A 13,676-nucleotide genomic window follows, 5' to 3' on the forward strand; every position below is an offset into this window, starting at 1 on the left:
GATAATCAGTCAATATCGGGAGGCGATGATGGCCCGGATCGAGCTGGCGGACGCACCGGTCCTGCTCACAGGCGCGTCCAGCGGGATCGGCCGCGCCTTGGCGTTCGCGCTGGCCGGACGCGGCGCGCGACTGGCGATCGCGGCACGCCGGAGAGACGCGCTGGACGACGTGGCCGACCGGATCGCGGCGCGCGGCGGAACGCGCCCGCACGTGATCGAGGCCGACCTGTCGCACCCGGGCGCCGCCGCCGCGCTGGCCGGCGCGGCGGTGCGGGCGCTGGGCGGCGTGCGCGTGCTGATCAGCAACGCGGGCGCGGGGCTCGTCGCGGCTCAGGCCGAGCTGGGCGACGGCGCCGACGCGCGGGCGCTGTTCGAGACGAACTTCTGGTCGCCGCTCGCACTGGCCCGCGCGCTGCTGCCCGGGATGCGCGGCGGCGGTGTGATCGTCAACGTCACGTCCACGCTGCAGGCGCTGCCGGTCCCGATGCTCGGCCACTACGGCTCGGCGAAGGTCGCGCTCGCGCACGCCACCCGCACGATGCGCAACGAGCTGCGCGGCACCGACGTCACCGTCCTGGAGTACGTCCCGGGCGCCACCGACACCGATGCCCGCGACGTCGGCCTGCTCCCCTGGCGCGGCCGGCCGGTGCGCACGCTCCCGCCGGTCTCCCCCGAGTCCGCCGCGCGGGCGGTCGTGCGGGCGATCGAGCGCGGCGAGCGCCGCCGCGTCCACCCGCTCCCCTCGCTGCTGCCGCTGGAGGTCCCCGCGATCGGGCGCCTGGCGGCACGGGCCGCGGCACGCCGGATTCAGGTGCCCCGGAGCTTCTGAAGCCCCCGATCCGACGCGCTGCCCGGCGCCGCCGTATACAGGACGACCCGGTGCTCGCCGCCGGGGACCGGCAGGATCTCGCAGTCGAGTTCGAGCTCGCCGGCGACCGGATGGACGGCGCGCTTGGTGATCGTCCGCTGCACCTCGATCTCGCGGGCGGCCCACATCCCGGCGAACTCCGGGCTCGCGGCGGACAGCTCGGCGACGATCGCGCGCACGGCCGGATCGCCGGGATAGCGGCCGCTCGCCCGCAGGTCGGCGACGCATCTGCGGGCCAGCTCGAGCTTGGCGCCCTCCAGCGGCCCGCGGAACAGCCAGCGCAGCGTGTTGCGCCGTTCCGGCGGCGCCTGCCCCAGATCGCCGATCAGCGCGGTCAGCATCCGGTTCCACGCCAGCACGTCGTAGCAGGCGTTGATCACCATCGCCGGGACGCCGTCCAGACGGTCGAGCAGCCGCAGCACGTTGGCGGGGACGTCCGCCGGGGCGGGCGCGGGCGGCGGCGCGGCGAAGCCGAGCAGGTAGCCGGTCTCGTCGCCGGTCAGCCGGAGCGCGCGGCCGAGCGCGGCGAGCACCTGCGCGGACGGCCTCGGCCCGCGCCCCTGCTCCATCCGGATGTAGTAGTCCACCGAGATGCCGGCCAGCAGCGCGACCTCCTCGCGGCGCAGCCCGGGCGTCTGGCGGCGGCCGCCCGCGGCGAAGCCCGCCTCGTCCGGCCGGACCCGGTCGCGCCGGCTGCGCAGGAAGCCGGCCAGCTCTCGCCTGTCCATCCCCACCCTGTCCATCCCTGTCATGATGCCGCCAATCGGGGTGGTACCGCCGGTCCCAGGCCCGGCCGTGCCTACCCGCCCGAGGCGGCGCGGCACCAGCCTGGAGGCATGACGATCTTGGTCACCGGAGCGCGCGGCAACATCGCGCGCAGCCTCGTCCGGCAGCTCCTCGCCGCCGGCCTTCCCGTCCGCGCGGCCGGCCGCGACCCCGCCGCGGCGCATCTCCCCGACACCGTCGAGGTCCTCCGCGCCGACCTCGCCGACCCGGGCACGCTCGGCCCGGCCCTCGACGGTGCCGGCTGCGTCTTCCTCTACGCCGAACGGCAGGGTCTCGGCGGCTTCGCCGAGCGGGCGCGCGCGGCCGGCGTCGAGCACATCGTGCTGCTGTCGGCGGCGGGCGCCGACGCCTCGTCGACGGACCCGATCGCCCGGCTGCACGGCGAGGCCGAGGAGACACTCGCCCACTCCGGCATCGCCTGGACGTTCCTGCGCCCCGGCGGCTTCGCGACGAACGCGCTGCAATGGGCGGACGCGATCCGCGCGACCGGCACGGTCCGCGACCCGTTCCCGGAGTCGTGGGGAGCGCCGATCCACGAGGCCGACATCGCCGCGGTCGCCTTGTGCGCGCTGACCGAGCCGGGGCACGAAGGGACGGCGCCCGTGCTCACCGGGCCGGAGCGGCTGACCCGCCGGCGGCAGGCGGAGCTGATCGGCGACGCGATCGGCCGCCCGGTCGCCGTCGATCGGCAGGACCTGGACGAGCACCGCCGCGACCTCGCGCGCTGGGGGCCGCCGGAGGTCGCCGAGGCGCTGATCCGGCATGCGGTCGCGGCCGTCGACGCGCCGCCGCCCGTCACCGGGGACGTCCAGCGGGTCACCGGGCGGGCGGCGCGCACGTTCGCCGCATGGGCCCGCGATCACGCCGGCGACTTCCGCTAGTCCGGCGGCTCGTCGGGCAGCGTCGGGACCGCGATGCCGGGGTCGCGGCCCAGCAGCACGGCCCGGGTGATCGCGGACGACCCGAACCGGCCGCGGACGCCGTCGACGGCGGCGTCCGCGGCGAGGCCCGCGTCGAACGGCAGCGCGAGCTGGACGGCCCGGTCGTCGTGCAAGGAGCCCAGCGACACCCCGATCAGCGTCAGCCCGCGCTCGGCGACCAGCGGGGCGGCGGCGCCGAGGAACACGCGCGCCGCGTCCAGCAGCACCGCCGTCTCGGCCGTGGCCTGCGGCAGCGTGTGCGAGCGGGTCGCGCGGGCGTAGTCGCCGAACCGGAGCCGCAGCGTGACCGTCCGGCACACCCGGTTCGCGCCGCGCAGCCGCCCGGCGAGCCGGTCCAGCAGGCCGACCAGCATTGCGTCCAGCTCCTCGGGTGTCCGGTGCCGCCGGCCGAGCGCGCGCTGGGCGCCCATCGAGCGGCGCCGGACGCCGGTGCGGACGGGCCGCGGGTCCCGGTTGCGGGCCAGCGCGTGCAGGTGGCGCCCGGCGCCGGGGCCGAGCAGCGCCACCAGCGCCGCCTCCGGCATGTCGGCGACCTGGCCGACCGTGGCCACACCGTACCCGGCGAGCTTGGCGGCGGTCGCCGGCCCCACGCCCCACAGCCGCCGCACCGGCAGCGGGCGCAGGAACTCCAGCTCGCCGTCCGGCGGGACCACGAGGAGCCCGTCGGGCTTGGCGACGCCGCTGGCCACCTTCGCCAGGAACTTCGTGCGGGCCACGCCGATGGTGATCGGCAGCCCGACCTCCTCGGCCACCCGGCGCCGCAGCCGCGCCGCGATCCCGGCGGGCGTCCCGGAGATCCGGCGCAGGCCGTCCACGTCGAGGAACGCCTCGTCGATCGACAGGCCCTCGACGAGCGGCGTGGTGGCGCGGAACAGCGCGAACACCGCCTTGCTGGCCGCGGCGTAGGCGTCCATCCGGGGCGGGACGACCACGGCGCCCGGGCACAGCCGCCGCGCCTGGCCGCCGCTCATCGCGGTGCGGACACCGTGCGCCTTGGCCTCGTAGCTGGCCGCCAGCACCACACCGCCGCCGACGATGACCGGACGCCCGCGCAATGCGGGATCGTCGCGCTGCTCGACCGACGCGTAGAAGGCGTCCAGGTCGGCGTGCAGGATCGTGGCGGCGCCGGACACGAACATATGTTCGCATACCCGTCCCGGACCTGGGCCGGTACGCTCCCCGCGTGACCGAGGTCGGGTACGCCGAGTCCAGGGACGGGACGGTCGTCGGCTACGAGACGATCGGCGACGGACCGCCGATGGTGCTCGTGCACGGCGCGGCCGTCGACCGCCGGTGCTGGGCGCCGGTGCTGCCGCGGCTCGCCGAGCACTTCACGGTGCACGTGATGGACCGCCGGGGACGGGGCCACAGCGCCCGGGAGGGCGGCCCGTACGCCGTCGAGCGCGAGGGCGAGGACATCGCCGCGGTCGTCGAGGCGGCCGGGCGGGACGTCTTCCTCGTCGGCCACTCCTACGGCGCGGTGTGCTCCCTCTACGCGGCCGTCGCCACGGACGCGATCGGGCGGCTCGTGCTGTACGAGCCGCCGATCACGACGCCCTGGCGCGAGGCCGCCTCCCCCGAACTGCTGGAGCGGCTCCGCGGGCTCGCAGGCGTGGAGGACTACGACCGGCTCCTGGAGACGGTGTTCCGCGACGTGATCGGCCTGTCGCAGCGTCAGGTGGACGCGCTGCGCGGAGCCCGCCGGTTCTGGGCGGCGCACCTGGGCAACGCGCCGCCGCTCGTCCGGGAGAGCGAGAGCGTGCCGCGGATCGAGGACTGCGCGCGGTTCGCGCCGATCCGGGTGCCCGTCCGGCTGCTGGTCGGGGAGGCGAGCCCGCCGTACCAGCGGCCGACGGCGGACGCGCTGGCCCGCGTCCTCACCGGCGCCGAGGTCGTGGAGCTGCCGGGGCAGGGGCACATGGCGATGACGGCCGATCCGGACCTGTTCGTCAAGGCGCTGACGACGTTCGCGGGGTGAGCGGTCATCCCTTCGTCGCACCGGCGGTCAGGCCGCCGATCAGCTGCCGTTCCGCCACCGAGTAGAACGCGATGGCGGGGATCATCGCCAGCACGATGTAGGCGATGACCAGCGCGTAGTTCGTCGAGTACTGCCCCTGGAACTGCTGGATGCCGACGGGGATCGTCTGCCATTTCGGGTCGCCGAGCACGAGCAGCGGGAGGAGGAAGTTGTTCCAGCTCGTCACGATGGCGAGGACCGACACGGTGCCGAGGGCGGGCCGCGCCATCGGCAGCAGGATGCGCCAGAAGAACCCGAACCGGCCGCAGCCGTCCATGACGGCGGCCTCCTCCAGCTCGGCGGGGATCGTCCGGAAGAAGGACCGCAGGATGATCAGCGTCATGGGCAGCGCGAACGCGGCCTGCGGCAGGATCACGCCGAACGGGTTGTCGAGCAGCCCGAACGAGCGCAGCAGGACGAACAGCGGCAGCACCGCCACCGCCGGCGGGAACATCAGGCCCATCGCGAAGAGCGTGAAGAAGAACTCCCGTCCGCGGAAGGCGTAGCGGGCGAACGCGAACGCGGCGAGGGCGGCGGCCGCCACGGTGATCAGCGTCGTGGCGACCGCGATCAGCACGCTGTTGCCGATCTGCTGCCAGAACGTGCCGGAGGTCAGGATGCCGGTGTAGTTCGACACCTTCCACGGGTGGGGAAGGCCGACCGGGTCCGTGGTGAGGTCGCCGGTGGTCTTGAACCCGGAGACGACGGCGTACAGCAGGGGGACGACGATGAAGGAGCCGATGATCCACACCAGCGCGTGCCGGGACAGGCCCCGTGCGGCGCCCGCCCTCATCGCCGGCCTCCCGCGGAGGTGACCGCGCCCTGCAGGTCGCGGCGCAGCGCGTAACGCTGGTACAGAAGGGAGAAGACCATGCTGATGAGGAACATCGCCACGCTGATCGCGCTCGCGTAGCCCATCTGGTAGCGCTTGAAGCCGAACTGGAACATGGTGACGGCCATCGTCTCCGTGGAATTGGTCGGCCCGCCGGTGGTGGTGACCCACACGAGGTCGAACAGCTGGATCGAGCCGATGACGGACAGGAACACGCTGATCCGCAGGGTCGGGGCGAGCAGCGGCAGCGTGACGGCGCGGAACCGCCGCCACGGCCCGGCCCCGTCGATCGAGGCGGCCTCCAGGACCTCGGACGGGACGCCCTGCAGCCCGGCGAGGTAGATCATCATGTGGAAGCCGAAGTACTTCCAGGTCATGACGGCGAACAGGGTCGGCAGCGCGGTGCCGGGGTCGGAGAACCACTTGCCGGCGAGGCCGCCGACCAGCGGCAGGCCCCCGACGACCTTGTCGGCGAGCCCGCTGCCCGGCAGGAAGATGATGCCGAACAGCACGCCGGCGATCACCTCGGACAGAATGTAGGGCGCGAAGAAGACCGCCCGGTACACCGCGCGGGCCCGCATCCGCTGGTTCAGCAGGACGGCGGTGCCGAGCGCGATCGGCAACTGGACGGCGAGCGACAGCACGACCAGCACCAGGCCGCGCCACAGGTCGCCGCGGAACACCGGGTCGCCGGACAGCTTGCGGTAGTTGTCCAGGCCGACGAAGTCCTCCGGCCGGCCGAAGCCGCCCCACTTGAAGAAGCTCGTGTAGAGCGCGAGGACGATCGGGACCAGGACGAACAGGAAGAACAGCAGCAGGGCCGGCAGCAGGAACCAGGTGCTGGCCGTCCAGCCGCGCAGCCGCCGCCCGAGCGGCGCCCTCGGGCGGCGCACCGCCCGAGGGTCCCGCGCGGCGCGCCGCGGCCGGTCGCCGGTGGTGACGGACAGGGTGCCGGGTCCCGTCATTGGCTCTTGGCCGCCTTGGTCACCTGCTGCGCGACCTGCTCGGGCGTCTGCTTGCCGCCGATGAGCGCGGCGACGCTGTCGTTGACCTGCTGGCCGACGGCGGGTGGGAACGCCTGGTCGAGGTAGAGCTGGAATCCGGTGGAGGTGCCGAGCGCCTCGGCGACCTGCTTGCGGTTGGGGTCGGTCAGCGTGCTCTCGGCGCCCTTGACCACCGGCATGAACGCGCCGGAGGAGACGAGTTCCCGCTCGTTCTCCTTGTTGAGGAGGAAGGCGAGGAAGTCCGCGGCCTCCTTGGGGGCGTCCTTGCTCAGCGAGTGCCCGTTGCCGCCGCCGAACACGTCGGTGGCGGCGCCCTGCCCGCCGTCGACGGCCGGGAACGGGAACCAGCCCTGGTCGTCGCCGATGCCCTTCCCGGAGGCGTCCTTCTCCACCGCCGGCGCCCACTGCCCCATCAGCTCCATGGCGGCCTTGCCGGCGCCGACGGTCGCGGCCTCCCCGCCGGGGGTCTCGAACCCGGCGTTCTGGAAGCCCGGCTGGAACGGCTGCAGGTCGACGAGCTCCTTGAGGTGCTGCCCGGCGCCGACGAACGCGGGCCCGCCGAAGTCGTTGGTCTTGGCGGCCTGCTCCATGGCGGGCATGCCGCCGATGCGCATCGCGAGGTACGCCCAGTAGTACATGCCGGGCCACTTGTCCTTGCCGCCGAGCGCGATGGGGGTGATGCCGGCGGACTTGAGCTTGCGGACGTCGTCCAGGAACTCCGCCCAGGTCTTGGGAGGCGCCTTGATCCCGGCCTTCTCGAAGTGCCGCTTGTTGTACCAGAACCCGACCATGCCCATGTCGTACGGGACGGCGTAGGTCTTCCCGTCGAACTGGTAGGCCTTCAGCGACACCGGGGTGACGGTGTTCAGCAGGCCGGAGGCGTCCGAGGTGAGGTCCTTGACCAGGCCGGCGTCGATCTGCTGCTTGAGCACGCCGCCGCCCCAGGTCACGAAGATGTCGGGCAGCTTCCCCGAGGCGGTCAGCGCGGTCATCTTCGACTTGAACGCCTCGTTCTCCAGGTTGGTGAGCTTGATCGAGACGTTCGGGTGCGCGGCCTCGTAGGCCTTGGCGATCTTCGGGTAGATCGTCTTGGACGGCTCGGTGGTGGCGATGTCCATCCATTCGATGGTGACCTTGCCGCCCGATCCGGAGTCGCCCCCGCCGCAGGCGGCGAGCAGCGGCGCGGCGGCGACCGCCGCCGCCCCCGCGGAGACCGCGGTGAGGAACGAGCGGCGCGACAGGTCTGGGATGCCCATGGTGGTCTCCTGGATGGGGGGTGGGCGGCGGCCGGAGCGGAGGGCGATCCGCTCGAAACATTTCGAAACTCTTCGAGGCTCCGTTGCCGTGGAACTCTAAGAACGCACTCCCGTCCGGTCAAGACCTCGCGAGCAGTTGGCCACATTCAGCGCGTCAGAGTTCCTGCCATGCGGACTAGGAGAGAGCGAAACATTGCGATACTGTTCGCAATCGTTTCCTCGGGGAGGAGAGAAACGTGCCCGTGCGCACCACCGACGCGATGCCCGATCCGCCGTCCCGGCCGACGCTGGCCCTCATCGCCGCCGAGGCGGGGGTCTCCCCCGCCACGGTGTCCAAGGTCCTCAACGGCCGGACCGACGTCGCCGCCGCGACCCGCGAGCGGGTGGAGGCGCTGCTGCGCACCCACCACTACCCGGGCCCCGGCGGCGTCGCCCGGCGCACCCGCCGGTCCGGGCTGATCGACCTGGTGCTCGCCGGGCTGGACAGCCCCTGGGCGGTGGAGATCCTGCGCGGCGTGGAGGCCGAGTGCGCCGAGCACGGCACCGGGGTCGTGGTCTCGCTCGTCCGCGACGACGACGCCCGCCCGCCGAGCTGGCAGAACCTTCCGGCGCTGCACCACAGCGACGGGGTCATCCTGGTGACGTCGCGGATGACGCACCGCCAGCGCGCCCAGCTGGAGAAGGCCGGCGTCGGGCTGGTGCTGGTCGACCCGGTGAACCTGCCGGACACCGACATCGCCAGCGTCGGCGCCACCAACTGGGCGGGCGGGCTCGCGGCCACCGAGCACCTGATCGGGCTCGGCCACCGCCGCATCGGGATGATCGGCGGGCCCGCCGACATGCTGTGCACGCAGGCCCGCGTGGACGGCTACCGGACGGCGCTGGAGCGCGCCGGGATCGAGGTCGACAAGGACCTGATCCGCTACGGCGACTTCCACCACCGGGGCGGCTTCGCCCGCAGCCGCGAACTGCTGGAGCTGCCCGAACCGCCGACCGCGATCTTCGCGGGCAGCGACGAGCAGGCCATGGGCGCCTACCAGGCGGCCCGGCTCGCCGGCCTGCGCATCCCCGAGGACCTCAGCGTCGTCGGCTTCGACGACCTGCCGACCTGCGAGTGGCTGTCGCCGCCGCTGACCACCGTCCGGCAGCCGCTGGAGGAGATGGGCCGCGTCGCCGCCCGCACCCTGCTCCAGCTGCTGGACGGTCGGCCGCCGCTGACCCCGCGCGTGGAGCTGGCCACCGACCTGCGCGTCCGCGCGTCCACCGCCCCGCCGGTCCACACGGAGGAACGATGACCGAAGCCGTCCCGGCCGCGCGCGCGGCCCGCGAGCCCTGGCGGGACCGCGGGCTGCCGGCCGCCGCGCGGGTCGCCGACCTGCTGGCCCGGATGACGCCGGAGGAGAAGGCCGGGCAGCTCGCCGGCTTCTGGGCGATGCCCGCCGATCCGGGCGACCCCGTCGCTCCGATGGAGGACGACTCGCAGGAGACGGCGCCGGACCTGGACGAGGTGCTCGGCCGCGGCCTCGGGCAGCTGACCCGCGTGTTCGGGACCACGCCCGTCCCGGCGGCGGAGGGCGCGGCGCGGCTCGCCGAGCTGCAGCGCCGCGTCGCCGCCGGCAACCGGTTCGGCCTCCCGGCGATCGCGCACGAGGAGTGCCTGAACGGCTTCATGACGTGGGGCGCGACGGTCTTCCCGAGCCCGCCCGCGTGGGGTGCCACGTTCGACCCCGGCCTGGTCGCCGAGATGGCCTCGGCGATCGGCTCGGCGATGCGGGCGGCGGGCGTCCACCAGGGGCTCGCGCCGGTGCTCGACGTCGTCCGCGACCCCCGCTGGGGGCGGACGGAGGAGTGCATCGGCGAGGACCCGTATCTCGTCGGGGTCCTCGGCACCGCGTACGTCCGGGGCCTGGAACGGTCCGGCGTCGTCGCGACGCTCAAGCACTTCGCCGGCTACTCCGCGTCCCGCGCCGGCCGGAACATGGCGCCCGCGCCGATCGGCCCGCGCGAGTTCGCCGACGTCGTCGTGGAACCGTTCGTCATGGCGCTGCGCGACGGCGGCGCCCGGTCGGTCATGCACTCCTACACCGACGTGGACGGCATGCCCGCCGCCGCCGACGAGCGCCTGCTGACCGGCCTGCTCCGCGACGAACTCGGCTTCACCGGCGTCGTCGTCGCCGACTACTTCGGGATCTCGTTCCTGCAGACCCGCCACCGCGTGGCCGCGTCGCAGGGCGAGGCCGCCGCGGTCGCGCTGCGCGCCGGGGTGGACATGGAGCTGCCGACCGTCCGCTGCTACGGCGCGCCGCTGATCGAGGAGGTCCGGCGCGGCGCCGTCCCGGGGGGACTGCTCGATCGCGCGGCCGAGCGCGTCCTGACTCTCAAGGCCGAGCTCGGGCTGCTGGACGGGCCGCCCGCCACCTCCGGCGAGGCGGCGCCAGACCTCGATCCGCCGGCGCACCGGACGCTCACACGGCTCGTCGCCGAGGAGTCGGTGGTGCTGCTGGCGAACGACGGCGTGCTCCCGCTGGCGTCCGGCGCACACGTCGCGGTGGTCGGGCCGCTGGCCGACGACCCCTTCGCGATGCTCGGCGCCTACACCTTCCCCAGCCACGTCGGCCGGAGCCATCCGGACGTGCCGCTCGGCGTGGAGATCCCGACCCTGGTGGAGGCGCTGCGCGCGGAGGGCGCCGACGTGCGGGCGGAGGCCTGCGCGGACGTGCTGGCCGCCGGCGACGCCGACATCGCCGCCGCGGCCGAGGCCGCGCGGGACGCGGACGTGTGCGTGCTCGCGCTCGGCGACCGCGCCGGGCTGTTCGGCCGCGGGACGTCCGGGGAGGGCAGCGACGTCGAGACGCTCGCGCTGCCGGGCCGCCAGGCCGACCTCGCCCGCGCGGTGCTCGACACCGGCACCCCGGTCGTCGTCGTGCTGTTCACCGGCCGGCCCTACGCGCTGGAGGGCATCGCCGACCGCGCCGCCGCGGTCGTCCAGGCGTTCTTCCCCGGGGAGGAGGGCGGCGCGGCGGTCGCCGGGGTGCTGTCCGGGCGGGTCGAGCCGTCCGGGCGGCTGCCGATCAGCGTGCCGCGCCGCGCGTCCGGTCCGCCGATCCCCTACCTGCGCTCACCGATGGACGGCCCGCACGACTGGAGCGCCGTCGACCCCGCGCCGCTGTACCCGTTCGGGCATGGGCTGACCTGGACGCGGTTCGAGTACAGCGACCTGCAGGTCGACGAGCGCGCCGGCACCGGCGGGACGGTCCGGGTCGGCGCCGTCGTCCGCAACGCCGGGGAACGCGCGGGGACGGAGGTCGTCCAGCTCTACCTGTCCGACCCGGTCGCGTCGGTGGTGCGGCCGGAGCGCTGGCTCGCCGGGTTCGCCCGGGTCCGGTTGGAGCCCGGCGACGCGGCCCGCGTCGAGTTCGAGCTGCACGCCGACCGGACTTCCTTCACCGGTCCTGACCTGCGGCGCATCGTCGAACCCGGGGTCATTGAGGTCGCCGTCGGGCGTTCCAGTGCCGACCTGCCGCTGCGCGGTTCGTTCACGCTGGACGGCCCGGTCCGCGAACCGGGCCCGGACCGCGTCCTGACCGTCCCGGTACGGGTGACGCCGCTGTGAAGCGGTTCCGCAATCCCGTGCTGCCCGGCTGCCACCCCGACCCGTCGATCTGCCGCGTCGGCGACGACTTCTACCTCGTGACGTCGACGTTCGAATGGTTCCCCGGCCTGCCGATCCACCACAGCCGCGACCTGGTCCACTGGCGGCCGATCGGGCACGTGCTCGACCGGCCCGAGCAGCTGCCGCTGGACGGCGTCCCCGCGTCGGGCGGCCTGTACGCGCCCACGCTGCGGCACCACGACGGCACCTTCTACCTGGTCTGCACCCTCGTGGACGGGCCGGAATGGTCGGGCCACTTCGTGATGACGGCCGACGACCCGTCCGGGCCGTGGTCGGAGGCGGTGCGGCTGGACGGGGACGGCATCGACCCGTCGCTGTTCTTCGACGACGACGGCCGCGCCTGGTGCACCGGGACCCGGCCGACCGGGCGGTACGACGGGCACACCGAGATCTGGCTGCGCGAGTTCGACCCGGCGTCCCTCTCCCTCGTCGGCGAGGAGCACGTGATCTGGGACGGGGCGCTGAAGGGCGCAATCTGGTCGGAGGGCTCCCACCTCTACCGGATCGGCGGACGGTACTACCTGCTGACGGCCGAGGGCGGCACCGCACTGGACCACGCGGTGGTGATCGCGCGGGCCGACCGCGTCACCGGCCCCTACGAGGGGAACCCCCGCAACCCGGTGCTGACCCACCGAGACCTCGGCTCCGGCCGCCCGATCGTCGGGACGGGGCACGCCGACCTGGTGGAGACGCCGGCCGGCGAGTGGTGGATGGTCCTGCTCGCCATGCGACCGCACCACGGCGACCGCTGCGCGCTCGGCCGGGAGACGTTCCTGGCCCCGGTCACGTGGGAGGACGGCTGGCCGGTCACCGGCGGCCGGGTCGAAGAGAGTCTCCCCGTACCGTCGCTGCCGGAGCATCCGTGGCCGGCCGTCCCGGCGTGCGACCAGTTCGACGGACCCGAGCTCGGCCCGTCCTGGACCATGCTGCGGACCCCGCGCGAACGCTGGTGGAGCCTGACCGACCGCCCCGGGCACCTGCGGCTGCGCCTGCGCCCGGACGGCCTCGCCGACATCGCCAACCCGTCCTTCGTCGGACGGCGGCAGCAGCACCCGGACTTCGCCGCCTTCACCGGCCTCGACTTCACGGCCGCCGACGACGAGGAGGCCGGGCTCGCGCTCATGCAGAACAACGACTTCCACATCGTGCTGACCGCGACGGAGCGGGGACTGCGCCTGGCCAAGCGGGAGCAGGGAGTCATGACCGTCCTGGCCGAGGCGCCGGCCGTGCCGGGGGTCGTCGGGCTCGGGTTCGAGGCCCGCGGCCGCTGGTACCAGGCGTCCTACTCGCCCCGGCCGGGGCACTGGACGCCGCTGGGCGACCCCGTCGACGGCGACTTCCTGACCAGCCAGGTCGCCGGCGGCTTCACCGGCGTCCTCGTCGGCCTCTACGCCACCTCCAACGGACGGCCCAGCGCCAACCACGCCGACTTCGCCTGGTTCGAGTACACCCCGCTCTAGAGCAGGAGCGCCGGGTCGGCGATCACGCGCTCGATGACGAGCCCGGCGGCGCCGAGGACGGCGGCGCCCTCGGCCAGGCCGGACACCTCGACCGGCGGGGCGCCGCGGCGCAGCGTCCCCGGTCCGGCGGCGAGGACGGCTTCGAGCGGCGGGCGGATCCACTCGGCGAGCGGCGAGAACACCCCGCCGAGGACGATCGCGTCCGGGTCGAAGAGGTTCACGACGGAGGCGAGCGCGCCGCCGAGCGCGCGGCCCGCGCGGTCCACCGCGGCGAGCGCGGCGGCGTCGCCGGCGTTCAGCCGGTCGAGGAGCGCGCCGACCGAGCCGTCCGGGCCGGTGACCGTCCTCGCCTGCGGGATCCCGGCGGCGCGCAGCATCGCCTCCTGCCCGGCGATCTGCTCCAGGCAGCCGAGGCCGCCGCACGGGCAGCCCGGCCCGGAGGGGTCCGCGACCAGATGCCCGAGCTCGCCGGCGAAGCCGTGCGCGCCGCGGAAGACCCCGCCGCCGACGACGATGCCGGCGCCGATCCCGATCTCGCCGGAGACGTGCACGAAGTCGCCGAGCCGCGTGCCGCCGCCGAACCACAGCTCGCCGAGCGCGGCGAGGTTCGCCTCGTTGTCGTACTCGGCGGACAGCGGGGCGGCGCCGGCCGGCAGGGCGACGGGGACGTCCGTCCAGCCGAGGTTGGGGGCGTGCCGGACGACGCCGTGCTCGCGGTCGAGCAGGCCGGGCAGCGCGACGGCGGCGCCGGCGATGGCCAGGCCCTGGCCCGCGACGGCGCCGACGACCTCCGCGGCGAGAGCCGACAGCGCGGCGGGGGCGGCGGCGGGGGGGGGGGC

Annotated in this window: 12 protein-coding genes; 6 read left to right on the forward strand and 6 right to left on the reverse strand. The window is 74.6% G+C overall.

Features of this window, described 5'->3' with window-relative positions; all coding sequences use genetic code 11:
* The first annotated feature begins 25 nt into the window (after positions 1-25).
* Positions 26-829 carry an SDR family NAD(P)-dependent oxidoreductase gene (locus tag ABD296_RS40340; RefSeq protein WP_344280466.1) on the forward strand — a complete coding sequence of 268 codons (804 nt, stop codon included), beginning with the start codon at positions 26-28 and terminating at the stop codon, positions 827-829.
* Here ABD296_RS40340 and ABD296_RS40345 read toward each other — a convergent pair.
* Positions 808-1,611 carry a helix-turn-helix transcriptional regulator gene (locus ABD296_RS40345; RefSeq protein WP_344280468.1) on the reverse strand — a complete coding sequence of 268 codons (804 nt, stop codon included), beginning with the start codon at positions 1,609-1,611 and terminating at the stop codon, positions 808-810. The genes ABD296_RS40340 and ABD296_RS40345 overlap by 22 nt on opposite strands.
* A 93-nt stretch (positions 1,612-1,704) precedes the next feature.
* Here ABD296_RS40345 and ABD296_RS40350 point away from each other — a divergent pair, with 93 nt between their 5' ends.
* Positions 1,705-2,535, forward strand: coding sequence for an NAD(P)H-binding protein (locus ABD296_RS40350; protein WP_344280471.1), 831 nt, complete (start codon positions 1,705-1,707; stop codon positions 2,533-2,535).
* Here ABD296_RS40350 and dinB read toward each other — a convergent pair.
* The gene (gene dinB / locus ABD296_RS40355) at positions 2,532-3,734 is read right to left on the reverse strand and encodes a DNA polymerase IV (protein ID WP_407061567.1); all 1,203 of its coding nucleotides are present in this window, start codon (positions 3,732-3,734) and stop codon (positions 2,532-2,534) included. The two genes, ABD296_RS40350 and dinB, sit on opposite strands and share 4 nt — an antisense overlap.
* Before the next feature lie 44 nt (positions 3,735-3,778).
* Here dinB and ABD296_RS40360 point away from each other — a divergent pair, with 44 nt between their 5' ends.
* Entirely contained in the window at positions 3,779-4,573 is a 795-nt protein-coding gene (locus ABD296_RS40360) for an alpha/beta fold hydrolase (protein ID WP_344280477.1), read from the forward strand.
* A 4-nt stretch (positions 4,574-4,577) separates the two neighbouring features.
* Here ABD296_RS40360 and ABD296_RS40365 read toward each other — a convergent pair whose 3' ends face one another.
* The 3 genes from ABD296_RS40365 to ABD296_RS40375 are packed head-to-tail and all read right to left on the reverse strand — an operon-like array spanning position 4,578 to position 7,704.
* Positions 4,578-5,405 (reverse strand): carbohydrate ABC transporter permease, encoded by an 828-nt coding sequence (locus tag ABD296_RS40365; protein WP_344280480.1) that lies wholly within the window; start codon positions 5,403-5,405, stop codon positions 4,578-4,580.
* A complete protein-coding gene (locus ABD296_RS40370) occupies positions 5,402-6,409 on the reverse strand; it encodes a carbohydrate ABC transporter permease (protein WP_344280484.1) in 1,008 nt (335 codons plus the stop codon). The genes ABD296_RS40365 and ABD296_RS40370 overlap by 4 nt, the downstream gene beginning before the upstream one ends.
* Positions 6,406-7,704 carry an extracellular solute-binding protein gene (locus ABD296_RS40375; RefSeq protein WP_344280487.1) on the reverse strand — a complete coding sequence of 433 codons (1,299 nt, stop codon included), beginning with the start codon at positions 7,702-7,704 and terminating at the stop codon, positions 6,406-6,408. Before ABD296_RS40375 ends, ABD296_RS40370 begins: the two co-directional genes overlap by 4 nt.
* A 260-nt stretch (positions 7,705-7,964) precedes the next feature.
* Between ABD296_RS40375 and ABD296_RS40380 the strand changes: the two genes are divergently transcribed.
* Genes ABD296_RS40380 through ABD296_RS40390 form a run of 3 tightly spaced genes read left to right on the forward strand, consistent with a single transcriptional unit; the run spans position 7,965 to position 12,837 of the window.
* A complete protein-coding gene (locus ABD296_RS40380; protein WP_344280502.1) occupies positions 7,965-8,999 on the forward strand; it encodes a LacI family DNA-binding transcriptional regulator in 1,035 nt (344 codons plus the stop codon).
* A complete protein-coding gene (locus ABD296_RS40385; RefSeq protein WP_344280491.1) occupies positions 8,996-11,317 on the forward strand; it encodes a glycoside hydrolase family 3 N-terminal domain-containing protein in 2,322 nt (773 codons plus the stop codon). Before ABD296_RS40380 ends, ABD296_RS40385 begins: the two co-directional genes overlap by 4 nt.
* A complete protein-coding gene (locus ABD296_RS40390; protein WP_344280494.1) occupies positions 11,314-12,837 on the forward strand; it encodes a glycoside hydrolase family 43 protein in 1,524 nt (507 codons plus the stop codon). Before ABD296_RS40385 ends, ABD296_RS40390 begins: the two co-directional genes overlap by 4 nt.
* Here ABD296_RS40390 and ABD296_RS40395 read toward each other — a convergent pair.
* The coding region (locus ABD296_RS40395; protein ID WP_344280497.1) for an ROK family protein at positions 12,834-13,676 on the reverse strand (843 nt) is incomplete at its 5' end. The two genes, ABD296_RS40390 and ABD296_RS40395, sit on opposite strands and share 4 nt — an antisense overlap.

Source organism: Actinomadura napierensis, assembly GCF_039529375.1.
Lineage (GTDB): Bacteria > Actinomycetota > Actinomycetes > Streptosporangiales > Streptosporangiaceae > Spirillospora > Spirillospora napierensis.